A 26,644-nucleotide genomic window follows, 5' to 3' on the forward strand; every position below is an offset into this window, starting at 1 on the left:
CCCAATCAGTTCCCAGGCAGGGCGTGCACTTTGTCAATAAACAGCTCGGTCCAGGACGCCGGTTTGTTTTTGATCGTGCCAATGCCATGCATGAAGTCCGCGAACGCCATCATGCCTTGCGGTGTCAGGCTATAGCTGACCCGCGGGTCAGACAGCATCTCGACCACATCTTCTACGCTGTCACTGTCTTTGGTGATCGACAGATAGATACGTGCCGCCTCTTCCTTGTTCTCGCTGACGAACTTCTGCGCTTCGTCCAGCGCGTCCAATACCGCTTGCGTGAGCTTCGGGTTTTCCTTCTGAAATCGGTTCGTGGTGTATAGAACGTTCGTGGAACTGGGCGCCCCGAGCACTTCGAACGTGTCGAGCACCGTATGGAAGCCGGGCTGCTTGAGCTCGCGGTAGGAGAACGGCGGCACGGTGAAATCGGCGGTCACCTGGCCTTTACCCGACAACATAATCGCCATACTGTCGGACAGTGGCATCGCGATAGTCAGTTTGTCGAGTACGTCATACTTTTCCTGGCCGAATGCTTTGGCTGCAGCCATTTGCAGCACAACGGCCTGGGTGGAAACCTTCACGCCCGACACGACAATCCGGTCCTTGCTGGTGAAGTCGCTTACCGTTTTGACATCAGGATTGCGGGTCACGAGCTGCATGGGCATCGTGTTCAACGACGCCAGGCCAATGACATTGACGGGCGTGTTCTGGGTGCGCGACCACATCGTCAAAAACGGCGGAGGCCCGCTCACGGCAAAGTCCAGTGCGCCGGCAATCAGTGCGTCGTTCATGACCGAGCCACCGGTGAACTGGTTCCAGCTCACCTTCACATCACCTAACCCTGCTTCGCGCGCATGTTTCTCGACCAGTTGCTTTTCCTGCATCACCATGAGCGGCAAGTAAGCAATGCCATATTGACGTGCCAGGCGGACTTCCTTTGCCTCCGCATACACGTTCGCGCTGGCCACGCAGAGCGCCGCGCCTGCGATGCTCAAAAGGGACGCTAACTTCGGGAATTTCATAGATTGTCTCCTGCGCTTATAAATTTCCGGCTTTATCAAAACAAGCTTCGATGGCCGGGTTGTTCTATGCGCTGCATAATACAAACGTTTGCATGAGCTGGTCAATACACCTCCTCCGCTCGGTAAGCGGAGTGGTATATTTTTGACATTCGTTTGCAGTCAGAAGGGAGAAAACTGATATGCCCGCCAGTTTGCAAGATGTGGCACGCATGGTTGGCGTTTCCATCAGCACCGTATCGCGCGCTCTACACCGGCCGGAAATGGTTGATGCGCAGACGCGTGAGCGCGTCAACATCGCGGTGACCGCGCTGGGTTATGTGCCGCAGGGGATTGGCCGCGCCCTGGTGTCGGGTCGCACGTACACGGTCGGTGCCGTTGTGCCTAGGATGGGCGTCTCGGCTTTCGCGCAGACGATCCAAGCCCTGCGTCATGGGCTCGGTCAGGCAAACTACACGCTCCTATTGGCGCAACCGCCGCTTAAGGAACAACATGACTTGCGCCCTCTGAAAACGCTGATTGAACGCGGGGTCGACGGGGTCGTCTTGCTCGGGAACGATTGGGCACCCGAATGGCGCAATCTCATCGCTAAACATAACCTTCCCGTGGCCACCATCTGGGCCGACGCCAAGGAGGCCCCTGCAGGGGCAATCGGCTTTGACAACTATGAGAGCGGCAAACAGGCAGCCGAACATCTGTTAGGCCTGGGCCATCGGAAGTTCGCCCTTATCAGTGGGGATCTCGCCTCCAACCTGCGGGCGCGTCAACGTTATCAGGCCTTATTGGAAACTATTGCTTCGGGCGGTGGCGTGCTATCGCGCAAGCTGATTGTCGAGACGGATTATGGATTCCCAGAGGGTTTCGAGGCCACGCGCAAGCTCCTGGAAACCGGCGAGTCGTTCACCGCCCTCATTTGTGGCAATGACTATCTCGCGCATGGCGCGATGGCATGTTTGCGCGAGCATGGGCAGCGTATCCCCGAGGACGTGTCCGTGATCGGATTCAACGATAGCGAATTCGCACCGTATACCTACCCGCCGCTGACGACGATTCATTTCCCTTCGCTGGAAATTGGTGCGCGCGCAGCGCAAACCATTCTGGATTCCATTGAATCGAAAGGCCCCATGCCCGCCCCGCAGATGCTGCCCACGTACCTGGTCGAGCGCAGCTCTACCGGGCCCGCAATAGTCTGATCCTGAACTGGTAGTACGGACGGGATTTAGACGTTCGCCATCGTGGTTGTTTGATGGTGCGCCCGCCCGCCCGCGCAGGTCTCAAACGTCCATATCGCCGCCATCATCCGAGTAATCGAATCCATCGTCATACTGCTCGGGCGCCGCTTCCTCTTGTACAGGAGCCGGCTCGTCCCGGGGCGGAGGTTCCGCCGCGTGGGCGTCATTGCCAGTAAAGAGGCTTCCGAGCAGATTACCTAGCATCATCCCGCCCGCGACCCCCAACGCTGTCTGCATGGCGCCTGCCATAAAGCCTCCGCCGGCGGGGGAAGCCGCACTCCGGCCAAAACCCGTCGTCATCCCGCTTTTCGCCGGCTCTCGAGGCGCGGCGCTGCGGCCAAAACCGGTCGATGGCGTGGCGGCAGGCCGCGACGCCTGCGCAGGCGTTTTTTCCAACTCCTGCAGGCGCGCCTGTGCCGTCTTCAATGCTTCTTGTTGCACCAGCACGGTTTGCGCCAGGTAATAGGCCGAGCCGGGATTCTTCTGCAGTTCCTCGCGGATCAACTGTTCGGCTTCAGGGTCGCGCTGAGGGGCTTGTTTTTCTACCTCTCGAATTCGGTTGAAGACGCTCTCGATAGCATTACGGTCCTGTTCGTTCATTTTGAATTCCTCATGGAGCAGTTGGAGCTTCAAGCGGTGGCGCGACCGCAGTCGGTCTGAGTCGCCGTGTTGTGAAGAGACCAATGGCATACCGCTTTGGTTCCCGTTAGCCTCCAGTTTCGTCGAGCTTCACCGTCATTAGCTTTGTAAGCTCTGCCGTGCAACCATAGCGGGAGCGAAGGCTACCAGTGCCCAATAGCGTTAGGAACATTTCTTGCTGTACCCCGCAGCCGCGCGAGCGTCTGCTCAATCTCTACCTATAACTGAATGCGCCGGGCGGCGACAATAGTTGGAGCATAAAAACATGAAAAAAACCGTCATTGCTGTCGTGATCTTGACGGGTTTGGCAATACTTGGCGGCGTGTGGTGGTACACCAAGGCTAATGTCGACGACAACAACTTAGCCCTTCACGGCAACGTTGACATCCGCCAAGTGTCACTGGCCTTCGATGGTAATGGACGCGTCGTGGCGCTGCATGCCGAAGAAGGCGACAGCGTCAAAGCCGGTCAGGTTCTTGGCGTATTGGACACCAAAACCCTGGAATTGCAGGCGCAACAGGCTCGCGCCCAGATTGAAGTGCAGCGGCAAAACCTGCTACGCCTGAGCAATGGTTCGCGTCCCGAAGAAGTCGCGCAAGCACGCAGCCGTCTGGCCGCCGCACAAGCGGATGCGTCGCGCGCGAAGCAGGATTTGAAACGCCTGCAGGGGATCTCCGCCAATACGCAGGGACGGGGCGTCAGCGCTCAGGAAATGGATCTGGCGCGTAGCAACGTAAAGGTCGCCCAAGCCCGGGCGGCGGAACAAGAAGAAGCATTGCGCATCGCGGAAATGGGCCCACGCAAAGAGGAACTAGCTGCGGCCGAGGCGCAATTGCAAGCGTCCCAAGCGCAGCTTGCGCTTTTCGAGCATCAGATCGCTCAAGGGGAACTCAAGGCCCCCGCGGATGCAGTCGTGCGCTCGCGCTTACTGGAACCGGGCGATATGGCCACGCCCCAGAAAGCCGCATTCTCGTTGGCACTCACGCAACCCAAATGGGTGCGCGTCTTCGTGAGCGAATCCGATCTTGGCCGAATTCAACCTGGCATGGCCGCTAAGGTTTATACGGATAGTCGCCCTGGTCAGCCGATAGACGGCAGGGTGGGCTATATCTCTTCGGTGGCCGAGTTCACGCCAAAATCCGTGCAAACCGAGGGACTGCGCACCAGCCTCGTTTACGAACTGCGCGTGCAGGTCGAAGACCTGGACAACCAACTCAGGCTGGGGCAGCCGGCGACAGTGCGATTCCCTGGAGGCGAGACACCCCAATGAGCGAGCGCGAAGCCATCGTCCTGGCCAGGGACCTGCGCAAGACATTCGCCTCGCCTACCGGTGATCCACTGCACGCCATTAACGACATCTCGCTACAGGTAAGGGGCGGCAGACTGACAGCGTTGGTGGGCCCGGATGGCGCGGGAAAAACCACGCTGCTGCGCATGGCCGCCGGCTTGCTTAAGCCGGATGCGGGTACGTTGGAGGTGCTTGGCATCGATGTCGCCAAGGATCCTCAGGCGGTGCAGGATCGCATCAGTTATATGCCGCAGCGGTTCGGCCTGTACGAGGATCTGGGCGTACAGGAAAACCTGGACTTGTACGCAGATCTGCACGGCGTACCGCGCCAGGTGCGCCGCGAGCGCTTTAGCAGGTTGCTGCACATGACGGATCTGACGGATTTCGTCCATCGGCCAGCAGGCAAACTCTCTGGCGGCATGAAGCAAAAGCTCGGCTTGGCTTGTACCTTGGTCCGATCGCCCGATCTTTTGTTGCTCGATGAGCCCAGTGTCGGCGTGGACCCCTTGTCGCGCCGCGAACTCTGGAAAATCCTACAGCAACTCGTGCAAGAAGAAGAGCTCAGCGTGCTGGTTAGCACCGCCTATATGGACGAAGCAGAACGTTGTGCGCATGTCTATGTCATGAGTGAAGGCAGCGTGTTGGCCGATGGACCGCCTGACGAACTGGCCAGCCGAGCGCGGGGCTTGACCTTCATGGTGGCGCCTACGGCCGATACGCCAGCACGGGATCAGCAAGCCAGGCTAATCGATGCCCGAGCAACGATCATCGACGCCGTGCCTAAAGGCGGCTCTGTGCACTATATCCGCTATCCTGAGGCCCAGCCGGGGGATCTGAATCGGTTGATCTCGGGCTTACAACCTGTGCCATGCCAGGAAGAGCTCGAAGACGCATTCATGATGATGTTGCGACAGAGCCAGCATCAGCGAGAGGCAGTCGAGACGGGTGACGCACGCATTACTACGTCGGATACGGTCGTTCGGAAGGGTGTCGGGGACGGAAAACCTGTCATCGTGGTACGCGATCTAGTGCGTAAATTCGGCGATTTCACCGCTGTGGCCAGCACCTCATTCGATGTGGCGCGTGGCGAAATCTTTGGGCTGCTCGGACCCAATGGCGCGGGTAAGACGACAACATTTCGCATGTTGTGTGGACTGCTTCCCGCTTCCAGCGGACATCTCGAAGTGGTGGGGTTGGATCTGCGCCGCGCGCGCGCACAAGCACGTGCTCGCATAGGCTATGTCTCGCAAAAATTCGCGCTCTACGGCAACCTCTCCGTGCGCGAAAACCTGGAGTTCTTTGGCGGCGTCTATGGCTTGCGCGGCCGCAGGCTGCAAGAGCGCGTGAGCGCCACCATTGAACAGTTTGGCCTGGCACCAAATGCGATCAGCGGTCTTTTGCCTGGAGGCTATAAACAGCGCCTTGCGATGGCGGCGGCCTTGCTGCATCAGCCAGAGATTCTGTTCCTTGATGAGCCAACCAGCGGTATCGATCCGTTGGCACGACGCGCGTTCTGGCGAACGATCACTTCGTTGGCCCAACAGGGCGTGACCATCATCGTCACGACGCACTTCATGGAGGAAGCCGAATACTGCGATCGCATCGCGATTCAAGACGCTGGAAAAATGCTGGCGCTCGGCACACCGCAGCAGGTGCGCGAGCAGGCTGGGCAGGGACGAGACGCGAGCCGACAAATGGATATGAATAGCGCCTTCATTGCCATCGTGGAACAAGGACGTGCAGAGGCGACGGCGTCGCATAGGTCGGAGGCACTGGCATGAACGTTGAACAAGCGCCGCGCCAACCAGACAACAGCCATACCCGCGTGCGCGCTCAGGGCTCGGGCTTTAGCGGCCGCTTTTTGGCGCTATTGCGCAAGGAAATCAGGCAGGTGTTGCGCGACAAAAGCGATCTCGCCATCGGCCTGTTGTTGCCGGTCGCGCTGATCTTGCTGTTCGGCTATGGTCTGTCCTTCGACGTCAAGAATGCACCCATCGCGGTGGCCATGGAAGACCGGGCACCTCTGCCCCGTGAGATCGTCGCCGGCATGCAGGGGTCGGACTATCTCGATCCTCTGATCGTGCCCGACATGCGCGAGGCCGAACGCTTGATGCGAGCGGGCGACGTGGTGGGCATTCTGCGTATCCCGGTGGATTTCTCGCGTCGTTTCAATCAAGGCGACGCCCGGGTACAACTCATACTGAACGGCGTGGACTCGACTTCGGCATCCAGTATCGAAGGCTACATCAATGGCGTCTTAGGCATCTGGGCACAACGTCAGGCGGATCGAGGTGGCAATAAAGCCGGTGCTGCCGGCAGCGTGGAAGTCGTGCAGCGCATGTGGTTTAACGAGGCTGGAGAAAGCCGTTGGTATCTGGTGCCAGGGCTTATCGTGCTGGTGCTTACCTTGGTAGGCGCTTTTCTGACCTCGCTATTGATTGCGCGTGAATGGGAACGAGGCACGTTGGAATCCCTGTTTGTCACGCCGGTGCGGCCCTTGGAAATCGTGTTGTCCAAGATCGTGCCGTATTTGGTGATAGGCGCGATTGATTTGCTGATGTGTTTGCTGGCCTCGCACTTTCTCTTTCACGTGCCGGTGCGGGGCTCGTTGTTTGTCATCACGATGGTCTCGATGCTGTACCTGCTGGTGTCGCTACTGCTGGGGCTTTTCATATCCGCCGCGGTGCGCAATCAATTTCAGGCCAGCCAGATCGCGCTATTGGCGAGCTTCATGCCTGCCATGATGTTATCCGGGTTCGTGTTCGATTTGCGCAATATGCCAGCAGTGATCCAGTACATCAGTCAGCTGTTACCCGCCACGCACTTCATGGTGTTGATCAAGACGCTGTTTCTGGCGGGGGATCACTGGCCTACGATCGCGCAGAGTTCCGCTGTTCTGGCGCTGTATGCGGTGTTGCTGACAATCGGCACCTGCCGCAAGCTGCGCAAAAGCCTGGAGTGACGTATGGCTGCCTTCCTCGTCACCCTCGCTCAGATCGCCGCGCTCATCCGCAAGGAAATCCTCGACTTGCTGAAGGATCCCTCGGCCCGGTTCGTGCTTTTCGCACCCGCTTTGATTCAAGCGTTGTTGTTTGGCTATGGCGCGACATACGATTTGAACCACGTGCCGTACGCCGTGCTTGATCAAAGCCGGGGCAAGGCTGCGACAGAGTTGCTGGCGCGGCTGGACGGCACGGGAGTGTTTCATCGGGTCTCCACGCTCAGCTCGTCGAATCAGATCGCCGAGACCATCGACAGTAATCGAGCGCTGGTGGTGCTGGCGATACCCGCCGATTTCGAACAGCGCCTGGAGACGGGCCAACGCGCCCCGCTACAGGTCATTCTGGACGGACGAAATTCCTTGACCGCCAGTTCCGCGGCAGCCTATGTCAGCTCGATCGTGGGCAGCTACAACGCTTCGAACGGAACGGGCGCACCAGGCATACAAGTGGATAGACGCGCGTGGTTTAACCCTAACCTGGAGTCGCGTTGGAACATGATGCCGGCCCTGATAGGCGCGCTAAGTATGCTGCAAACCTTGCTGGTTGCCGCCTTGTCCGTCGCGCGCGAACGGGAGCAAGGCACGTTTGATCAGCTACTGGTCACGCCGCTTACGCCCATGCAGATCCTCATCGGTAAAGCGGTGCCCGCGATCATTATCGGCCTGATGCAGTCAACGATTATCTTCCTGGTGACGCGATTCTGGTTCCAGATACCGATGAGCGGCTCGGTTGTGTTGCTGTATCTGGGATTGCTTACCTTCACCATCGCTTCGGTGGGCCTGGGCTTGTCAATATCGGCACTGTCATTGACCATGCAGCAGGCCATGCTGTTCTCGTTCCTGCTCATCATGCCACTAATGCTGCTCTCGGGCCTATTGACCTCCGTGCGCAATATGCCCGAGCCGCTGCAAATCGTCACCTACGCCAACCCGCTGCGCTTTGGCACTTCCATCGTGCGGCGTGTTTACTTGGAAGGCGCGGGTTTTACCGATGTGGCCCTTGACTTCATACCATTGCTGGTAATGGCTGCGATCACTCTGCCCCTGGCGGCGTGGTTGTTCCGTAACCGGTTAACTTGATGCGGATACTCGCTATGTTTGAGGAACGACGATCAGGCATTACATCGTGGCTGTTGACGATCAGTGTGGTCACGTTGACGCTGGCGGGATGTACTGTTGGACCAGACTTTACCAAGCCCACCACACAGGCGCCCGACGACTGGACCAGTTGGCGTAGCGTCGATGACAGCCTGCAGGTGGCGCCAGGCTCGGATGCGGCTTTGCCACCGCAGTGGTGGCGCGCTTACGAGGACCCGGTGCTGGACCGATTGCTGCAGCGTGCGTTCGTGGCCAGTCCCGATCTGATGACAGCCGCATTGCGCTTTGCGCAAGCACGTGCACAGCGTGACACGACGGCGGCCCAGCGTGGCCCGGACTTGTCCGCGAACGGCGGAATCACTCGCCAGCGGCAAAGCGAATATGGTGCCGGCACCCGGCTGATCGATGCCGTCGCTGGCGGCGCGAATCGCGATGAGGTGGTCAAGCTGCTGTCCGAGCCATTTACGTTGTACCAGGCAGGCTTTGATGCCTCCTGGGAGTTGGATTTGTGGGGCCGCGTGCGCCGCTCCGTCGAAGCCGCGGATGCCGACGTCGCGCAGCAAGCCGCGCTCTTGGATATGGCGCGGCTCTCGCTTGCTAGCGATGTGGCCCGCGCCTATTTTGGTTTAAGAACAGCTCAACATCAGATAAGCCTCACGCGCGAGGATATCGCCGCCTTGCAGGAGCGCCTGTCGCTGCTCGAAGCCTATGTGCGCGGTGGCACAATGGATCACTTGAATTTGCAGCAGCAACGCGCAGAGGTCTCTATGCTGAAAGCGCAATTGCCGGGCCTGCTGGCGCAAGAGGGCGCGAATATCAATCAAATCTCGCTGCTGTTGGGCGTGCCGCCCGGCGAACTGCGGCAGGAGTTAACAGCGGCTCCCACGCAATTGAATGCACGATTGCCCGATCTGGCCCTGGGCCTGCCCTCCGAGGTTGCAAAGCGTCGTCCCGACATCCGCGCGGCCGAGGCACGCTTGCATAGCGCGACGGCCAATATCGGCATCGCCCAGGCGGCGTTATACCCCAGCATCCGCCTGGGCGCCCGATTCGGGTATGAGAGCTACTTGAGCGGTGAATTCGCGGACTGGGGCAGTCGTACCTGGTCCATTGGTCCCAGCCTGGATCTACCGATCTTCGATCATGGTCGGCGAAAAAGCGTGGTGCGCTTGCGTGAACTGCAGCAGCAAGAGGCGGCGGTGAACTATCAGCAAACCGTCCTGAAAGCTTGGCAGGAAATCGACGACGCCCTGAGCGCCTATACGGCCGATCAGCAGGCGCTCCACGAGCAGGAATTGCGCGTGCAAGCGGCGCAGGATGCCTACCAGTTGGCCCAGGCGCGTTACGAAGGCGGAGCCGCCGACTTCCTGACTGTGTTGGATACTCAACGCAGCTATATCGCAGCGCGCCGCGATCTGGCCACGAGTCAGGGGCAAATGAATAATCGATATGTGGCGGTCAACAAGGCGCTGGGAAATGTCTCTTCGCCGCCAGTGACGCAGACGCCCGCGCCTCAATAGCGCCGACAGCGGGTGTGTGCGCGATTGCACACCTGTCGGTGCGCGTACGGTTATCTGTTCTGCTACGCGCAGAACAGATAACCATATCAACTCAATCTGCGCTCACCGACGTATGCTCGGTATAGGAATCAATGTGCGACTCAGAACTTTGACGTTGAATCCGCTCAGTTCCGGCAGTGCTGACAATCCGCGGCTGCACCAGCTTGATTTGCAGCGCTTCGATCAGCTCAAAAATACTTAGCAGCAGCGACTCCTGCACATCGAGAAACTTCGTATAGTTATCCGTTTGTACATAAGCGCGGATCTCGACTTCGAGATGCCCAACCGCGACGCCGGTCCAGCGCACGCGCGGCCAACCGTCTTTTTTCTCCACCATGGGTTCAGCGGCAAGCAGCTCGCGTAAGCGCGCGAGCAACTGCCGTAGTCGCGCTGGCGGCGTATCGACTTGCAGCGCCAATGTATGGATAAACAGGCACTTATTGCGGCGGGAATAGTTCACGATCTTCATCCTGGCCAGATCGCTATTGGGGACTGTGACCAGCGTGCCGTCCATCGCCCGGATTCTGCTCGAGCGCGTGCCGACCATCTCCACCGCGCCGCGTTGATCGCCAAAACTGATCACGTCCCCGATACGAAACGGGCGGTCCACAAAAAGCGCTACGCCACCAAACAGGTTCTCGATCGTCGATTGCGCGGCGAGCGCCAGCGCAAAACCGCCAACGCCAATCCCCGCGATCAAGCCTAACGCAGGGATGCCGATTTCATTAGCGCCATATATCAATATGGCGCCCACCGATCCAATCGCCGCGACGCGCGCGGTCAGCCGCAGCAGATGTGCATCAAGACTATTTCCCGCGATCCTTGGCGAATTGATGATGGTTTCGGCGATGAGATAACAAGCAATCCATACTGCCCAAGCGACCACGACATAGAACGCTGCCGTAGAAAGCAGACGCTCGCCCGTTGCGAAGTACCCAGCGGGGTTCAGATGCGATATGACAAACCAGTCGCCAATCGAATACAAAAGCAACAGCATGGTCGGCAGGGTGAATTGCCAGCCCAGACGCCGCACTTCGCTACCGCGACGGCGCTGTATGCGTGTCAGCCGTGCCCATAGCACCGCGACGACCAGCATAGCGAAGGCCACGATAGCAATCGCGATAATTTTCCAAAGGGGGGTGCTGAGGTAGACGACCTTCAGCGAGTCGGGCACGTGGCTTGTCAGCCAGTTGGGAATCAGCGGCCCGGTCGCATTGATATGTTCCTTTTGCAGCGAGCTGTAGCGTCTGGGCTGTAAAACCGGCAGATCCTCCACCCGATGATAGAAATCGGCGAGGTTCGCGATACTTTGCGCCGTGATCAAGTACTCATTCGCTTGTGACCCGGTTTCCATTTTGGCGATCTGGATGTCCGTGCCTGGGATGCTCCAGCGCGCCGGTAATGCCTTGTCGCTCGGGCTGCCACCCGGGATATCCTTTACGTCGACGGGAGGAAGGCGCACGAGAATATCGGCCAAATACGTCATCGCCGCATTGCCAACCTTGACCCGGTTGGCCGAGGGAACGTCGGTCAGATCCAGCAGTGCGCGCAGGCGACCGAACTGATAACGTATCTCGCGAAGCTTGTCGAAGCTCTTGTCCGCTTTGTAGTCGGTGTAGAGCTCTTCGAGGCGATCTATGCCTGCCACGAGCGACTGGTAGGTCTCGCTTGGGCTGGAGGTATTCACCGGGGATAGCGCGCGCTCGGCCATGGCGTAGGCGGGCGCATTCATGGCAACTATCATCCACGCCGCGCAGCATCCCACCGCCAACGCCCGACACCATCTCATCAGAGCCGCCACTTGTTTTTCCTTTCTCGTCCTGCGAACCAAGTGAATTATCCACTACGATCGCCTGCTTGGACGACAAGGTGGCGATGCTCAGGTCGCGTCGAGGCTCTTATGTATGGCGTCGAGCCAAAGTGACACGGCAACCGCGCCACCGTCCGGCACCCCCACGGCGCGTTGACCCAGATAGCTGGCGCGCCCCAGGCGCGGCTGCATGTTCGCTGTCTGGTCGGCGGCCGCTTGGGCTGCCTGAGCAGCCTGGTGGAAAGCGTCCAAGCCACCCGCGCCTTTGCTCAAGGCCTTGGCCCATGCCTCGCTCGCGGCGGCCAGCGCGTCCACCATCGTACGATCCCCCGGTTTGGCGCCGCCCATGTCCATCACGCCAGCTTGCGCCGCCGCGAAAGCCGCTTGCCACTGCGCCGCGCTGGGTTGCGCCACGCCAGCCAGTTCCCGGCTGGCACGCAACAGCCCTATCGCGTAAAACGGCCCCGAACTCCCCGCAATAGCCCGGCGCACGCCTTGAGCTAGCGCGGCCAAGAACTGAGCCGGGGTGTGATAAGCCGCGTCTGGCAGATCCAGAATGGCTTGTGCGCCGCGCGCCATGCTTGCGCCCAAGTCGCCGTCACCCGCTCGCGCATCGAGTTCGCCGAGTTCGGTTTCCGCTGCGATCAGCGCGTGTGCCACATCGGTAGCCACGCGACGCAGCGTGTCCGTTAACGGCCCTGGCGCGGAACCCTCCATGTGCGTGGATTGACGCGTGTCGGGCAGCGTGACCTTCGCCATCGAACTGCCGAGATGCGCCGACGGCATCCACGCTGACGCGTCGCTGGGGGCGTCCAACAGCTCTAGCAATTCATCGTCCACCGGTAACACCGACAAAGAAACGCCTGGCATTTCCAACGCCGTCATGAAATTGCCCACCCATGCGCGCACCGGCGTCAGGCCGCGCGCACGCAAACTGGCGATCGCATGCCTGGCCACGATCTGAAGCTCCAGCGGCGGCGTTGCACCCAAGCCATTGACCAGTAAGGCCACACGCTGCGCACCAGCCGGAATTTCCTCGCAAATGTGCCCCAGGATATCGTCGACGATCGCATCGGCAGGTTTCATCGAAACGCGCTCTACGCCTTTCTCTCCATGAATGCCCAAGCCATATTCGATTTCATCCTCGCCCAACGTAAAGCTTGGCGTGCCCGCCGAAGGCACCGTGCAAGCCCCCAATCCGACACCCATGGAGCCCACCGCACTCGCCGCGCGCGTGGCAATCGCCGCGACCTGCTCTAACGGCCATCCCCGCGCCGCCGCGGCACCGGCGATTTTATGGACCAACACGGTACCGGCGATGCCACGCCGGCGTTCCGCGGGAACCCGGTCGCGCAAGGACACGTCATCGGCCACCAGCACGATCTCGACGGGGATACCGGCTTCGCGGGCCAGTTCAGCCGCCAATCCGAAATTCAGTCGGTCCCCGGTGTAGTTCTTGACAATCAGCAACGCGCCCGCCGGACCCGCGGCGCATTGAATACCCGCCAGCACTGCATCCACGCTGGGCGAGGTAAACACATCACCGGCAACGGCAGCGGTCAGCATCCCGGCGCCCACATATCCCGCATGCGCGGGTTCGTGCCCACTGCCTCCACCCGAGATCACCGCGACCGGGCGTGTCTGCGGATCCGAAAGCTCGCGCTGCACGACAATATTCTCGCCTTCGACCAAGGCCAGATGCCCCGTGCTGGCTACCAGCCCTTCAAGGGCTTCGCGCACGATGTGGCGGGGATCATTGATGAGTTTCTTCATGCGAACTCCGGGTTCAGTTGCGATCAGCCCGCGACGGCTACGGCCGGATTGCCGCCAGTCTGCGACTGTCTGCTCGCCGCCCGGCTCCAGGCCTTCTCATGAAAGAAGTAAGCGAACGCCTGGACCGTGGGTTCCAACAAGCTTAACGTGAGCGAGGCAATCAGGTTGCCGGTCACCAGATAAGCGACCATCGCAGCGACCATGATGTGCATGAGATAGTAGCTGCCGGTCTTGAGCAGCATACGGGAGGTTTCTGGGCGGAGCTGACGAAGGCGTGACATGGCGGACCTGGAAAGAATAATCAACTGTATTTAATGATAATTATTATCATTAAACCGGTCTAATTGATATTTCCGCTTTGCGCCATAGTCGAAACATATGGCGCCACGCTCGCGACGTGTCAGGCGCGACGCGGTTCGCGCGGCAGCACCACGAGTACCAGCAAAGTCAGCGCGCCCGCGCACATAAACGCATAGTCATAGCGCCCCGTGCTCGCCACAAACAACGCAAACAGTGTGGGCGCCAGCATATTGATCAAATTGACCAGGATGCTCGAGCCGGCAGACGTCTCTGAAATCAAATCCGGCGGCGAATGACGTGCCACCTCGGCGATCTGTACGCCATTCCAGCTAGCCGCCGATCCGCCCGCGATGAAGGCAAGCGCGATCACCGACCATAACGGCCAAGCCGAACTCGTCTGCCCCAGCATCACCGTCGTGATGGTGGAAAACACCGCAGCCAGCGTCAGCGTCGCTTTCGCCGAGCGCAAGTAATCCGATAACCACCCCAGTACGATCCGCCCGATGACGCCGCCCGCCTGCATGACAGCGAACACCGCGCCCGCCAGACTCAGCGAATAGCCAAGCTGATCCACCAGATAGATCACGGTAAAGGTGAACCAACAACTTTGCGAGACGGCAAAGAGGCTGCCCACCACCGACATCTTCATCAAACCGCTGTTATGGCGTAACGCGGCAAGCGGCACGGTCAACGTACGCAGCGATTCCATCGTCGGGAAATGGAAAAAGTGAGCTTTCTTATTCGGGGTCTCGTCCAGGCGGCTGCTCAGACGCCAAAACATCATGGTGGGAACCAAGATGATGATGGCGCAGATAAACAGCGAAATGCGCCACCCAGCCACTGTCACCAGCACCGGGACGAACAGGCCTGCGAGCACGCCGCCTAATGGCACGCCCGCTTGCTTGATGGAAAACATCAGGTTGCGCTTGCCCGGCGGGGAATACTTCTGCAGCACTTCGCTGCCCGCGGGATTGGCCGCGCCGCCGCTTAATCCCATGAAAAAACAGGCGATAAGCGCAACCGTCAAGCTGGGAACCAGCAGCCACGCCATACAGGCCGCCCCTATCAGCATAGTCAGCTGCAGCGTGCGCATGCCACCGATTTGCCTGAGCATCGCCGAGCCCGCGACCAAGATCGCCAGACTGCCCAGCGAGTTGCTGGCGGTGAGATACCCGATAGAACTGCCGCTCCAGCCATATTCTGCCGACATGTCCGGCGCGATGATGGGGATCAGACGGTTCAGAAACGACGAAATGGTCTGCAGCGTGAAAATTGCCACGATGGGCATCAGCCATGTCGGAGCTGCTCGGGTCATGTCGCTCTGGTCACTGTCTTTTTATTGAGGGCCAAGGGAGCACGCCTGCGCCGATGCGCGCCGGATGCACTCCCGGCCTCGATAATACTCGCCTCTGTCTGGGCCTGCAGGCACCTCGACGGGCGCCTCGCCGAGATACCCGTTGCTATTCGAGCTCGGGATGACGATCGATGAGGCGTTGCCGGCGCGTTTTCAGCGCCTCGATCTGCGCTTGCAACGCATCGATTTCCGCGTCCACCGTTTGCACCGTCTGCTCGATATGATCGTAGGCTTGCTGCAGCAGGATCTTGGCCTCGCGCCGGTTCGAGGCGCTGGGCGTGTCTCCGCGCATCGGGCGATTCGCGGTTTCCGGCAGGAAGTACGAGGTGATCAAGCCGATGACAGCCGCGGCCATCAAATAATAGGCGGGCAACAGCAGGTTGTTGCTGACCTCGACCAGCCACGCAGCGACGGTCGGCGTCAGGCCCGCCACGATGATGGCGATGTTGAACGAGCTGGCCAGCGCGCTATAACGAATGCGTGTCGGAAAGAGCGCGGGCAGCGTAGAGGCCATCACGCCCGTCATGCAGTTGAGCAGAACCGCGATCACCAGCAGGCCAAGGAAAATCAGCCCCATATTGTCGCTGCCCACCAGCTTGAACGCCGGTATCGAAAACAACATCAGCCCGATACTACCCGCCAGCAGGAATGGCTTGCGCCCCACCTTGTCGCTGAAAAAGCCCACCATGGGCTGCACGAACAGCATGCCGATCATCACCACCACGATAATCATCACGCCGTGCTGCTCGTCATAGCCCAGGCTGCTCGACAGATACGTCGGCATGTAGGTCAGCAGCATGTAGTAAGTGATATTGGTCACTAACACCATGCCGATGCAGACGAGCAGCGACTTACGATACTTGACGAAGATTTCCTTGAACGACAGGGTCGGCCGCTCCTTGACGGCCTCGCGGTCGGCCTGCTCCATCTTTTCGAGTTGCTGAGTAAAGGCAGGCGTCTCTTCCGCCGCATGGCGCAGATAAAGACCTAGCAGCCCCAGCGGCCCCGCGATGAAGAATGGCACACGCCATCCCCATTCAAGGAAGGGGCCATCATCGAGTATGGCTTGCAACAACACCACCAGACCCGCGCCCAGCACGAACCCCGCGATCGACCCAAAATCCAGCCAGCTACCCAGAAAGCCGCGCCGCCTGTCGGGGGCGTACTCCGCCACGAACACCGCGGCCCCGGTGTACTCGCCGCCGACGGAAAACCCTTGAGCCAGTTTGCACAGCAACAGCAGAATCGGCGCCCAGATGCCAATACTGGCGTAGGAAGGAATCAGCCCAATACAGAACGTACTGATCGCCATGATGATGATCGTCAGTGACAGCACCTTCTGCCGCCCGAAACGATCGCCCATGATTCCGAAAAACAAACCGCCCAGCGGCCGCACAAGAAATGGCACCGAGAATGTGCCAAGCGCCGCGATGGTTTGCACCGCTGGCGAGGCGCTCGGGAAAAACACTTTGCCCAGCGCGAACGCCACAAAGCCATAGACGCCGAAGTCGAACCACTCCATGGCGTTGCCCAGGGCGGCGGCAGTGACGGCTTTCTTGACTTTGGCGTCGTCGATAACGGTAATGTCATCGATCTGGAGCGGACGGGCTCCGGAAGTTGAGGGCGTAGTTTCACTCATAAATGTTTCCGTATGGGGCGAATCGCCATGTCTCCGGGTTGTGGTCAACCGCTGTATTGAGTTGCAACGTGACTCCCCTAATAAGAGGATCGGTACTTGTAACCGATATTAGCCTACTCGCTGAATCGAATGCAGTCTTGTGTTTTAGATTCGACAAGTTTGGCTCGCGTGGCCGGGCAATTGCAGGTACGCGCCGCGCCCTCGCCCGCAGGCAGCCGCATGCACGAGTTCGAAAATCAATGAGGAGTTATGAGGCAGTGAAAAACGCCCTCAGGTAGGGCGCTGCTGAGTCCCCGAACGGGGTAAGTATTTTGATTTTTTGAGGGGGCCCGCACGGTTCGTTTTCGTGCGGGCCCTCGCGGTGGGCTTAATCCACCGCACCGCTGGCACTTGCCGGTTATTCCGTGGTCAGAACACCGCGGCGGATCTGATCGCGTTCGATCGATTCGAACAAGGCCTTGAAGTTGCCCTCCCCAAATCCGCTGTCACCCTTGCGCTGGATAAACTCGAAGAACACGGGGCCCAGCAGCGTCTCGGAGAAGATCTGCAGCAGCAACCGGCGCTCGCCGCCTTCCGAGGTGCCATCCAACAAAATGCCACGCGATTGCAGGGCCTCGGTCGGCTCGCCATGATTGGGTAACCGGCCTTCCAGCATTTCGTAGTAGGTCGCCGGCGGCGCCGTCATGAACTTCGTGCCGCGGGCTTTGAGCGCATCCCAGGTCTTGATCAGATCGTCCGTGAGAAAGGCCACGTGTTGTATGCCCTCTCCGTTGAACTGCATCAGGAATTCCTCGATCTGTCCGGCGCCCTTGGACGACTCTTCGTTCAAGGGAATGCGGATCAGGCCGTCGGGCGCGGTCATGGCTTTGGAGGTCAAACCCGTATATTCGCCCTTGATATCGAAATAACGGATCTCGCGGAAATTAAAGAGCCGTTCGTAGAAATCGGCCCAGTACGCCATGCGACCGCGATACACGTTATGCGTGAGGTGATCGATGACCTTGAGGCCCGCACCTACCGGGTGGTGGTCCACGCCTTCGATAAAGACGAAATCGATGTCATAGATCGAAGAGCCGTCTTCGAACCGGTCGATCAGATATAACGGAGCGCCGCCAATGCCTTTGATCGCGGGCAGGCGCAGCTCCATGAACCCGGTATGGATTTCCACGGGTTGCGCGCCGAGCTCCAGCGCGCGGCGATGCGCCTCTTGCGCATTACGCACCCGAAACGCCAATCCGCAAACCGAAGGGCCGTGTTCGGCCGCGAAGTATGCCGCCGGGCTTTTCGGTTCGTTATTGACAATGGCGTTGATGCCGCCTTGGCGATAAAGCGTCACCGCCTTGGAGCGATGATGCGCGACTTTGGTAAAGCCCATGCTTTCGAGCACCGGCTCGATGACGTTGGGCGTGGGCGAGGCGAATTCAATGAACTCGAACCCCATGAGGCCCATGGGGTTGTCGAAAAGGTCTGCCATGAGTTGGCTCCTGATTGTGCAAAGGATGAAAGTCGGGAATTCGTCAGCCGGCCATCACCGAGGTGGCGCACAGGGGCGCCCGCGCACGCTGCGTGCGAGGTAATCGCCAATCAGAAGCTGAAACCCAAGAATTTTCATCGCTTGCGCGCTCGGTCCTTTTCGAGGACGGTGATCTTGCGATCACCATCCCCGGAGGATGGCATGGGCCTTGGACAGCGTCAAGCACGCTGTGGAACGTCATTGAGTCCGAAAATTTCGTTGATCATGGTTACATTGTGATCAGTACGATTAAATGTGGCCCTTTCTTTTCACTTAAACAGCGTTGTTGCGTCCTCCGGGCGCCGGACAGCAGTCCAGGTCGTGGCGGCGCTCACATGCCGAGGAAAACAATGGGCAAATATCGTGTTTTGGGTACAGCCGCGCTGACTGCACTGCTGGTATCGGGTTGTGCAACGGAGTCTTCGCAGAGCATCAATGTGCCGACAGTCGCGTCGGCGGGGACGGTGTATCAGGGCGTGCGCAGCCCTATCTCGGTGGGCAAGTTCGACAACCGCAGCGACTACCTGCGCGGCGTGTTCTCGGATGGCGTGGATCGCCTCGGCAGCCAGGCCAAGACCATCCTCATCAGCCACCTGCAACAGACCGGCCGGTTCCAGGTGATGGACCGCGAGAACCTGCAAGCCCTCGCGCAGGAAGCCGGGTTCAACAAGCAAGCGAACCACATCAAGGGCGCGCGTTATGTCGTGACCGGCGACGTGACCGCCTTCGGCCGCAAAGTTACCGGCGGCCAGCAGTTCTTCGGCATTTTGGGCAAGGGCAAGCAACAAGTCGCCTACGCCAAGGTCGATCTGAACGTCGTGGACGTAGAGACTTCCGAAGTGGTGTATTCCGCCGCGGGCGCGGGCGAGCACAGCCTGTCCAACCGCGAAGTCGTGGGTTTTGGCGGCACGGCCGGCTACGACTCCACGCTCAACGGCAAGGTCCTGGACCTGGCCATCCGCGAAGCGGTCAATAAGCTCGTCGCGGGTATCGAGCAAGGCGTCTGGCAACCGGGCGGCAAGTAAAGAGGAGTTCCCACATGTCCAACCTGTTCAACGCTGTGCAGGCCCCGGCCTGCGCGCGAGCGGGCTTTTTGCGATCCAGTATGAAGCTCGCCATGGCCGGCGCCACGCTTTCTCTGCTGGCCGCCTGCGCTCAACAGTCCCAGCACATGTATACCTGGGAAAGCTATCAGCCCGCCGTATACGCCTACCTAAAGGAGCCGGACAACGATGCCGCGGCTCAGATCCAGAAGATGGAGCACAACATCGAAACGGCGCGTGCCTCCAACAAGGCACTGCCCCCGGGATTCCGCGGACATTTGGCCATGCTCTATCTGAAAGTCGGCCAAGACGGCAAAGCCATCGAGCAAATGGAAGACGAGAAAGCCGCCTTTCCGGAATCGGCGCCCTTCATGGATTTCCTGATGCGTAATCTGAAGCCGCAGTCGCAGGCCTCGGCACCACCCGCCGCTGCAGAAAATCCCGCGCCTGCCGTGTCCGAGACCACCAATCGCGAGGGAGGCGTGTGATGATGAAATTTCTGTCGCGCGGCATCCTCGTCGGCATGGTACTGACTCTGGGCGGCTGCGCCGTTGCGCACAGCGATGTCAATTACGATGCATTTCGTGAAAGCAAGCCGGCGTCCCTGCTGGTGTTGCCGCCCGTGAATCACTCGGTCGAACCGGGAGCCGCGGCCGCCGTGCTCGCCCAGGTGACCTACCCGCTGGCGGAATCGGGGTATTACGTGGTGCCCGTGGGCGTCATGGAAGAAACCTTTCGCCAGAACGGCATGATGGCCGCCGAGGAAGCCCACGCCGTGCCCGCCGCCCAACTGCGCGAGATCTTTGGCGCGGATGCCGCACTTTATATGACGGTCAAGCAGTACGGTTCGACCTACAAAGTCGTGTCCAGCATGATCACGGTCGAGTTAGAGGCGTCGCTGGTCGATCTGCGCTCGGGGGCGAATCTTTGGCGAGGCGCCACAACCGTGGTGCATGGCGGCGATAACAATAACAATAACAGCCTGATCGGCATGTTGGTCGGCGCCATGGTGGCTCAGATCGCCAATACCTTGTCCGATCGAAGCTACGACGTGGCCGGCATGGCCGATACGCGGCTGCTGTACGCCGGTCGGCCAGGGGGCCTGTTGTATGGCCCGCGCTCGCCGCACTACTCGCTGCAATAGGTGCCAAGGGACGGCTGACCGTCGTGTCCACGCCTCGCGCCTGCGCGAATCCCGTGTGAGGGTAAAGCATGCCGATAAGGGGTCGAACCGGTCGCTGCGGCGATTCCTTAGCGAAATGCATAAGCCCTGTTACATCGTTTCTTGTTACCCTTGGGTTGGTGTAATTTCCTACATCGCGCCGGCCCCAAACTTTTTACCTTGAGGTCCGACGCCCTTTTCATCCATCGCCCTTTATTCATAGCCCTCTGTGTCTGCGTTTTTGAGCCGCCCGTGTTTGCCTTCTTCCGCGTGCCCTGTGACGCGCGCGCCTAGCCGCCAACCCCTGATATGGCTGCTTTGTCTGTGCCTTTTCATTGCGATCGCGGGTTGTAGCAGCACACAAACTGGCAAGGTCGAGCCTGGCTATTACCGCGTTCAACCGGGCGATACATTGAGCAAGATCGCGCGCCAGCACAACACCAGTGTGTCGGCGTTAATGCGGCTGAACAAGTTGTCCGACCCGAATCGCATCGAAAAAGGCCAAATCCTGCGCGTGTCGGCAAGCGGCGCCACGGCTTCGTCGGGCAGCGGCACGACCGCCAGTACCGCTCCGAGCCGCACTACCACCCCCAGCAAGACTAGCGGCACGCGCACGCCCGCCGTTTCGTCATCCGCGTCGTCAGCGGTGGTGAAATCGCTCAAACTTGTCTGGCCGGCCGACGGTACACTCACGCAACGCTATAACGGCAGCTCGTCCAAGGGCCTGACGGTGGTGAATAAGGCCGGCACGCCGATCAAGGCGGCCGCTGCGGGTAGCGTGGTCTACGCGGGCAACCGTCTGCGCGGCTATGGCAATCTGGTTATCGTCCAGCATTCGGCCGATTTCCTGAGCATCTACGCGCACAACAACAAGCTGCTGGTCAAAGAAGGGCAGAAAGTGTCGCAAGGCCAGCAATTGGCGGAGATGGGCAGCACCGACCGTAATGGCCCCGGCTTGTACTTCGAGCTTCGATACCGCGGTCAGCCGGTAGACCCCACGGCGGCACTGCCACCGCGCTAGCCGGCGCTGAAACTTGCTGAAGTTAGCAAATATTGCTTTAGAGCCTTCATTTGGTCCGAAAATCCCGCCCGCATGGGATGCAACCGTGCATTGAGATTACGTTGGCGATCATGATTATCACTAAATCGCTTTTCTCGCCGAGGAGATCTCATGCATACCGCAATCGAAGCCATCATTATTCAAGGCCATAGGCCAAAACTACCCTACCTGGCCACAGGTCTGGGGTCCCTGGGTTGGAACGTCCGCACCTGCGAATCCACCGATACGTTGGGCGAATTAGCCGAGAGCTGCGCGCCCCAGGTGGTGATCCTGGAAAACGGCGACTCGGACCTGCGCACCGCCGTGGGCATCGCGCGCTACGGCGTGCCCAACGCGGCGCTCATCGTCCTGGTGGACGATGCTGATGTGGACGACCGCATCGTGGCGCTGGATGCTGGCGCCGATGCCTGCTGCTTGATGTCGACCGACGTGCGTGAAATCTGCGCGCTAGGCCGCGCCCTGAGCCGCACGCGCAAGACCACGCCGGAACGTTCGGGCCGCGACACGCCGCTTTGGCGTCTCACGCACTCGGGTCGCGTGTTGGCCGGGCCGCGTGGGCAGAGCTTGCCGCTGACGTTCACGGAAAGCGCGTTTTTCTTGCGCCTCTTGTCCTCGCCGGGGCATCGTTTGCCGCGCGAACGTCTTGTCACCACGCCCGTCGTGGGGCCGCGACGACGTCAGTCCACGCGTAGTGTCGATGTCATGGTGTCGCGGCTGCGCGCCAAGGCGGAGCGCCTGGGCGTTGGCCTGCCGCTATTGGCGGTGCGACAGTGGGGTTACATCTTCTTGGCCGATGTGGCGCCCGATGGCCAGGGCGATGAACGACCCAGTACTGCGCCGCAATCCTCATCGCAGTCGCAGGCCAATTACATTAATTAAGTCACCACCATATTGTCGCGATGCATCAATTCCGGGTCGGTCATGCTGCCCAGAATTGATGCGATTCGCGACGAGGGCTGTCGCATGATGCGGCGCGTGTCGGTGGACGAGTAATTGACCAGTCCACGAGCACACTCCTTGCCCGATTCGTCAACGCAGGCCACGACGTCACCGCGTTCGAATTCGCCTTGCACGTCGATGACGCCGATAGGCAGCAAACTTTTGCCTTCGTGCGCCAGCGCCCGCACCGCGCCTTGGTCCAGCACGACGTTACCGCGCAGTCGCAGATGATCGGCCAGCCACTGCTTGCGCGCCGACCAGACGGGCAGCACCGCCCGCAACTCCGTACCGATGCATTCGCCGTCGGCCAAACGGGTCAGGACATTGGATTCACGCCCCGAGGCGATGATGGTATGCGCGCCACTATGGGCCGCGCGTTTTGCCGCCAGGATCTTGGTCAGCATCCCGCCCGTGCCGATGCCCGAGCCCGCGCCACCGGCCATGGCTTCCAGCGCGACGTCGCCCGCCTGAGCGTGCGAGATAAACACGGCGTCAGGGTTCTTGCGCGGATCGGAGTCATACAGGCCACGCTGGTCGGTCAGGATGATCAGGGTGTCGGCTTCGATGAGGTTGGTGACCAGTGCGCCCAGGGTGTCGTTATCACCCAGTCGGATCTCGTCGGTCACCACCGTGTCGTTTTCGTTGACGATGGGCACCACGCCCATACGCAGCAGGGAAAACAACGTGCTGCGGGCGTTCAGGTAACGATGCCGGTCGGCCAGGTCCTCGTGTGTGAGCAGGATTTGCGCGGTGCGCAGGCCATGCTCGGCGAATGCCGCTTCGTACGCCTGGCACAAACCCATTTGGCCCACGGCCGCGGCGGCTTGCAGCTCATGCATCACTGACGGTCGCTTGTGCCAGCCCAGCCGTGCCATACCCTCGGCGACCGCGCCGCTGGAGACCAGAACGACTTGCTTGCCTTGCTGGCGCAGCGTGGCAATTTGCGCGGCCCATTGCGCAACAGCGTTGCGATCCAGACCGCGTCCCTCGTTAGTGACCAGGGACGACCCGACTTTAGCCACCAGGCGCGTGGCGCTGGCGACAACAGAAACAGCGGTTTGCTCGGCAGTCATGACGATGACCGTAATGTGGCAAGGAAAGGAAGGCCGCCTGCGGCGGCCAGGGAAAGCGAGGCGAAATTATGGCTTATTCGTCACCGCTACGCGGGCTCGGCGCGACAATTGCGTCACTGCGCGTGGCGTCAAAGCGGGGATCCTCGGCCACGTACGTGCCATCGGCCTGATCTTGGGCGATGTGATCCTTACGTTGTTCGGCATCCAGATAGTCCTGCAGCGCCCAGATCAGCTCTTGCGTGCCATCTCCGTTCAGACCGGAAATCGCATAGACAGGTCCCTGCCAATCGAATTGTTCGACAAAGCGTTGGCGTGCGGATTCGGGGTCGTCGACCATATCCAGCTTGTTCAATACCAGCCAGCGCGGCTTTTCGGCCAGTTCGGGGTCGTAGCGGCGCAGTTCCTCGACGATGGCGCGCGCACCGGCTACCGCCGCCTCGATCGGATCCGTGTCCGGGTCGGCGGACGAGATATCCACCAGATGCAACAGCACGCGCGTGCGTGCCAGGTGACGCAGGAACAGATGGCCCAGGCCCGCGCCTTCGGACGCGCCTTCGATCAGCCCCGGAATATCGGCCACCACAAAACTGCGCGAAGCCGAGGTGCGCACCACGCCCAGATTCGGATGCAGCGTGGTGAAGGGGTAATCGGCGATCTTGGGGCGCGCATTGGAAATGCGGCTGATCAGCGTCGATTTACCCGCGTTCGGCATGCCCAGCAAGCCCACGTCGGCCAGCACCTTCAGTTCCATGCGCAGACGGCGTTGTTCGCCTTCCTTGCCCGGTGTCCATTGACGCGGCGCGCGGTTGACGCTGGATTTGAAGTGGATGTTGCCCATACCGCCCTGCCCGCCTGCCGCCAGCGTGACCTTTTGGTCGTGGCGATTCAGGTCGAACAGCAGTTCGCCGGTATCGGCGTCGTAAATCATGGTGCCCACTGGCACACGCAGCGTGATGTCCGGAGCAGCGGCGCCATATTGGTCGGAGCCGCGGCCGTTCTCGCCGTTCTTGCCGCGATGCAAGCGTGCGTAGCGGAAGTCGATCAGGGTGTTGATGTTGCGATCCGCTACGGCAAAGATGCTGCCGCCACGTCCGCCATCGCCACCGTCGGGTCCGCCCTTTGGGATAAATTTTTCGCGGCGAAAGCTCGCCACGCCATTACCGCCTTTACCGGCGATGACTTCGATGGTGGCTTCGTCTACGAATTTCATAAGTATTTCTGCCTGAAGCAAAAAAGCCCTGCCGCGCGCGACAGGGCTTTTGCCGTTTAAGAAACGGTTACCGGGATCCGGAAACCGTTATTCGGCTGCCACGATCGACACGGTCTGCTTGTTCAATGCGCCCTTGAAGCCGAATTGAACCTTGCCGTCGACCAGCGCGAACAAGGTGTGATCCTTGCCGATGCCGACGTTCGTGCCGGGGTGGAAACGGGTACCGCGCTGGCGCACGATGATCGAGCCAGCCGGGATAAGTTGACCGCCAAAAGCCTTGACGCCAAGTCGCTTCGATTCTGAATCGCGACCGTTCCGCGTAGAGCCGCCGCCCTTTTTCTGTGCCATTTTTGATAGCTCCTGCTATTCAATACCGAACCGTATCATTAAGCCGTGATGGCTTCGATGCGGATTTCGGTGTAGTTCTGACGGTGGCCCTGATGCTTCTGATAGTGCTTGCGACGGCGCATCTTGAAGATCTTGACCTTATCGTGCCGGCCATGCGCAAGAACCGTCGCCTTGACCACGGCGCCAGCGACGATCGGGGTACCAACTTTCAGTTGGTCGCCTTCGCCCACCGACAGGACCTGGTCCAGGGTGATTTCTTGCCCAATGTCAGCAGGTATCTGTTCTACCTTGAGTTTTTCGCCAGCGGCAACACGATACTGCTTGCCACCGGTTTTTACGACCGCGTACATGGGGAATTCCTAAAAAATTTGGGATTTCGGTATAGACCGAGCCGTAGATTCTAGCCCGCCGGGCCGGCAAAGTCAAAAATTTCCTTATGGGCCGGGTGTTTAGGTGCTGGGGAAATGTTGAAAACCCGCTGGCCGCCAGGGGATGACCGGGCGCGGCAGGGTTAAGCCCGTATAATCCTCCGTTCCCGGTAGCGGCGTCCCGGCCGCGTTGTTGGCACACCACGGAGCCATGGGTCGGCTCTTCTTGATATCTGTCGGATACGTTTTGAATCTCCCTGAGCTGATCGCCCCTATTGCCGATGACATGAAGGCCGTCGACGCGGTTATCCGCGGCCGCCTGGACTCTGAGGTCGTATTGATCCGGACGATCGCGGACTACATCATTGGCGCGGGCGGCAAGCGCATGCGCCCGGCCATGGTGCTGATGGTCGCGCGCGCCTTGGGTTACCAAGGTAGTCATCACCATCTGCTGGCCGCAGTGGTGGAATTCATCCACACGGCCACCCTGCTGCATGATGATGTAGTGGACGAGTCGTCGCTGCGCCGCGGCCGTGAAACCGCCAACGCGATGTTTGGCAATGCCGCAAGCGTGCTGGTGGGCGATTATCTGTACTCGCGCTCCTTCGAAATGATGGTCGAAGCCGGCTCGATGCGCATCATGCAGATCCTGTCCGAGGCCACGACCGTGATCGCCGAGGGCGAGGTGTTGCAGTTGCTCAACGTGCACGATCCGGATGTCTCGCAAGAGCGCTACCTGCAAGTCGTGCGTTACAAGACCGCCAAACTTTTCGAAGCAGCCGCCCAAGTGGGCGCGGTGCTCGCGGGCGCTACGCCCGAACAGGAAGAAGCCGCCGCCGCGTATGGCCGTCATATCGGCACCGCCTTCCAACTGGTCGACGATGTGCTGGACTATAGCGGCGATGCGCAGGCCCTGGGCAAGAACGTAGGCGATGATCTGCGCGAGGGTAAGCCCACGCTGCCGCTGATCTGGGTCATGGAGCAAGGCACGTCCGCCCAGCGCGATCTGATTCGCACTGCCATCGAAACGGGCGACGCCGATTTTGCCGCGGTGGCCGAAGCGATCCACGCGACAGGCGCCTTGGACCACGCGCGCCAAGCCGCGTTGGCCGAGGTGGATATCGCGCGCCGCGCGCTCGATGCACTGCCGATTTCCGTTTTCCAAAAATCTCTGCTAGAATTCTGCGCTTTCGCGGTGAATCGAGATCGCTAGCGA

At 60.0% G+C, this 26,644-nt stretch carries 24 protein-coding genes; 12 read left to right on the forward strand and 12 right to left on the reverse strand.

Annotated elements, in window-relative coordinates; all coding sequences use genetic code 11:
- Positions 1 to 5: 5 nt before the first annotated feature.
- Entirely contained in the window at positions 6 to 1,022 is a 1,017-nt protein-coding gene (locus tag GOQ28_RS06045) for an ABC transporter substrate-binding protein (RefSeq protein WP_160355809.1), read from the reverse strand.
- 179 nt (positions 1,023 to 1,201) lie between these two features.
- Between GOQ28_RS06045 and GOQ28_RS06050 the strand changes: the two genes are divergently transcribed.
- Positions 1,202 to 2,212 carry a LacI family DNA-binding transcriptional regulator gene (locus tag GOQ28_RS06050; protein WP_160355810.1) on the forward strand — a complete coding sequence of 337 codons (1,011 nt, stop codon included), beginning with the start codon at positions 1,202 to 1,204 and terminating at the stop codon, positions 2,210 to 2,212.
- Positions 2,213 to 2,293: 81 nt separating this feature from the next.
- Here GOQ28_RS06050 and GOQ28_RS06055 read toward each other — a convergent pair whose 3' ends face one another.
- A complete protein-coding gene (locus tag GOQ28_RS06055) occupies positions 2,294 to 2,851 on the reverse strand; it encodes a DUF2076 domain-containing protein (protein ID WP_160355811.1) in 558 nt (185 codons plus the stop codon).
- A gap of 304 nt (positions 2,852 to 3,155) precedes the next feature.
- Here GOQ28_RS06055 and GOQ28_RS06060 point away from each other — a divergent pair, with 304 nt between their 5' ends.
- Genes GOQ28_RS06060 through GOQ28_RS06080 form a run of 5 tightly spaced genes read left to right on the forward strand, consistent with a single transcriptional unit; the run spans position 3,156 to position 9,797 of the window.
- The gene (locus GOQ28_RS06060; protein WP_160355812.1) at positions 3,156 to 4,160 is read left to right on the forward strand and encodes an HlyD family efflux transporter periplasmic adaptor subunit; all 1,005 of its coding nucleotides are present in this window, start codon (positions 3,156 to 3,158) and stop codon (positions 4,158 to 4,160) included.
- Positions 4,157 to 5,959: an ATP-binding cassette domain-containing protein gene (locus tag GOQ28_RS06065; RefSeq protein ID WP_160355813.1), complete on the forward strand. Its 1,803-nt coding sequence runs from the start codon at positions 4,157 to 4,159 to the stop codon at positions 5,957 to 5,959. Before GOQ28_RS06060 ends, GOQ28_RS06065 begins: the two co-directional genes overlap by 4 nt.
- Positions 5,956 to 7,140 (forward strand): ABC transporter permease, encoded by a 1,185-nt coding sequence (locus tag GOQ28_RS06070; protein ID WP_160355814.1) that lies wholly within the window; start codon positions 5,956 to 5,958, stop codon positions 7,138 to 7,140. The genes GOQ28_RS06065 and GOQ28_RS06070 overlap by 4 nt, the downstream gene beginning before the upstream one ends.
- Positions 7,141 to 7,143: 3 nt before the next feature.
- A complete protein-coding gene (locus tag GOQ28_RS06075; RefSeq protein WP_160355815.1) occupies positions 7,144 to 8,259 on the forward strand; it encodes an ABC transporter permease in 1,116 nt (371 codons plus the stop codon).
- A gap of 14 nt (positions 8,260 to 8,273) precedes the next feature.
- The gene (locus GOQ28_RS06080) at positions 8,274 to 9,797 is read left to right on the forward strand and encodes an efflux transporter outer membrane subunit (RefSeq protein WP_160355816.1); all 1,524 of its coding nucleotides are present in this window, start codon (positions 8,274 to 8,276) and stop codon (positions 9,795 to 9,797) included.
- A gap of 91 nt (positions 9,798 to 9,888) precedes the next feature.
- On the opposite strand, the gene GOQ28_RS06085 is transcribed toward GOQ28_RS06080, so the two are convergent.
- From GOQ28_RS06085 to hppD, 6 genes are all read right to left on the reverse strand, one after another.
- Entirely contained in the window at positions 9,889 to 11,568 is a 1,680-nt protein-coding gene (locus tag GOQ28_RS06085) for a mechanosensitive ion channel family protein (protein ID WP_160355817.1), read from the reverse strand.
- Between the two features lie 147 nt (positions 11,569 to 11,715).
- Positions 11,716 to 13,419 carry a dihydroxyacetone kinase family protein gene (locus GOQ28_RS06090; protein WP_160355818.1) on the reverse strand — a complete coding sequence of 568 codons (1,704 nt, stop codon included), beginning with the start codon at positions 13,417 to 13,419 and terminating at the stop codon, positions 11,716 to 11,718.
- A gap of 23 nt (positions 13,420 to 13,442) precedes the next feature.
- Entirely contained in the window at positions 13,443 to 13,700 is a 258-nt protein-coding gene (locus tag GOQ28_RS06095) for a DUF2061 domain-containing protein (RefSeq protein ID WP_160355819.1), read from the reverse strand.
- Between the two features lie 119 nt (positions 13,701 to 13,819).
- A complete protein-coding gene (locus GOQ28_RS06100) occupies positions 13,820 to 15,034 on the reverse strand; it encodes an MFS transporter (RefSeq protein ID WP_160355820.1) in 1,215 nt (404 codons plus the stop codon).
- A 145-nt stretch (positions 15,035 to 15,179) separates the two neighbouring features.
- Complete coding sequence (gene proP, locus GOQ28_RS06105) at positions 15,180 to 16,712, reverse strand: glycine betaine/L-proline transporter ProP (protein ID WP_160355821.1); 1,533 nt, start codon at positions 16,710 to 16,712, stop codon at positions 15,180 to 15,182.
- A gap of 397 nt (positions 16,713 to 17,109) precedes the next feature.
- The gene (gene hppD, locus GOQ28_RS06110; protein WP_160355822.1) at positions 17,110 to 18,186 is read right to left on the reverse strand and encodes a 4-hydroxyphenylpyruvate dioxygenase; all 1,077 of its coding nucleotides are present in this window, start codon (positions 18,184 to 18,186) and stop codon (positions 17,110 to 17,112) included.
- Positions 18,187 to 18,575: 389 nt separating this feature from the next.
- Between hppD and GOQ28_RS06115 the strand changes: the two genes are divergently transcribed.
- The 5 genes from GOQ28_RS06115 to GOQ28_RS18600 all read left to right on the forward strand — a co-directional run bounded on the left by GOQ28_RS06115 (position 18,576) and on the right by GOQ28_RS18600 (position 22,369).
- A complete protein-coding gene (locus tag GOQ28_RS06115; RefSeq protein ID WP_202109637.1) occupies positions 18,576 to 19,250 on the forward strand; it encodes a CsgG/HfaB family protein in 675 nt (224 codons plus the stop codon).
- 14 nt (positions 19,251 to 19,264) lie between these two features.
- Complete coding sequence (locus tag GOQ28_RS06120; protein ID WP_160355824.1) at positions 19,265 to 19,756, forward strand: DUF4810 domain-containing protein; 492 nt, start codon at positions 19,265 to 19,267, stop codon at positions 19,754 to 19,756.
- Positions 19,756 to 20,412 carry a DUF799 domain-containing protein gene (locus tag GOQ28_RS06125; RefSeq protein ID WP_336603745.1) on the forward strand — a complete coding sequence of 219 codons (657 nt, stop codon included), beginning with the start codon at positions 19,756 to 19,758 and terminating at the stop codon, positions 20,410 to 20,412. Before GOQ28_RS06120 ends, GOQ28_RS06125 begins: the two co-directional genes overlap by 1 nt.
- A gap of 295 nt (positions 20,413 to 20,707) precedes the next feature.
- Entirely contained in the window at positions 20,708 to 21,451 is a 744-nt protein-coding gene (locus GOQ28_RS06130) for a M23 family metallopeptidase (RefSeq protein ID WP_336603746.1), read from the forward strand.
- Positions 21,452 to 21,601: 150 nt separating this feature from the next.
- The gene (locus GOQ28_RS18600; protein ID WP_236844246.1) at positions 21,602 to 22,369 is read left to right on the forward strand and encodes a winged helix-turn-helix domain-containing protein; all 768 of its coding nucleotides are present in this window, start codon (positions 21,602 to 21,604) and stop codon (positions 22,367 to 22,369) included.
- On the opposite strand, the gene proB is transcribed toward GOQ28_RS18600, so the two are convergent.
- The 4 genes from proB to rplU all read right to left on the reverse strand — a co-directional run bounded on the left by proB (position 22,366) and on the right by rplU (position 25,410).
- Positions 22,366 to 23,502, reverse strand: coding sequence for a glutamate 5-kinase (proB, locus tag GOQ28_RS06140; protein WP_160351038.1), 1,137 nt, complete (start codon positions 23,500 to 23,502; stop codon positions 22,366 to 22,368). The genes GOQ28_RS18600 and proB overlap by 4 nt on opposite strands.
- Before the next feature lie 73 nt (positions 23,503 to 23,575).
- Positions 23,576 to 24,712, reverse strand: coding sequence for a GTPase ObgE (gene obgE / locus GOQ28_RS06145; protein WP_160355826.1), 1,137 nt, complete (start codon positions 24,710 to 24,712; stop codon positions 23,576 to 23,578).
- Between the two features lie 87 nt (positions 24,713 to 24,799).
- Positions 24,800 to 25,060, reverse strand: a complete 261-nt coding sequence (gene rpmA / locus GOQ28_RS06150) for a 50S ribosomal protein L27 (RefSeq protein WP_160351036.1) — start codon at positions 25,058 to 25,060, stop codon at positions 24,800 to 24,802.
- Positions 25,061 to 25,098: 38 nt separating this feature from the next.
- A complete protein-coding gene (gene rplU, locus GOQ28_RS06155; RefSeq protein ID WP_094819592.1) occupies positions 25,099 to 25,410 on the reverse strand; it encodes a 50S ribosomal protein L21 in 312 nt (103 codons plus the stop codon).
- A gap of 265 nt (positions 25,411 to 25,675) precedes the next feature.
- Here rplU and ispB point away from each other — a divergent pair, with 265 nt between their 5' ends.
- The gene (gene ispB / locus GOQ28_RS06160; RefSeq protein ID WP_160351035.1) at positions 25,676 to 26,641 is read left to right on the forward strand and encodes an octaprenyl diphosphate synthase; all 966 of its coding nucleotides are present in this window, start codon (positions 25,676 to 25,678) and stop codon (positions 26,639 to 26,641) included.
- Positions 26,642 to 26,644 lie beyond the last annotated feature (3 nt).

It is taken from the genome of Bordetella sp. 02P26C-1 (genome assembly GCF_009763255.1).
Classification (GTDB): domain Bacteria; phylum Pseudomonadota; class Gammaproteobacteria; order Burkholderiales; family Burkholderiaceae_B; genus Bordetella_A.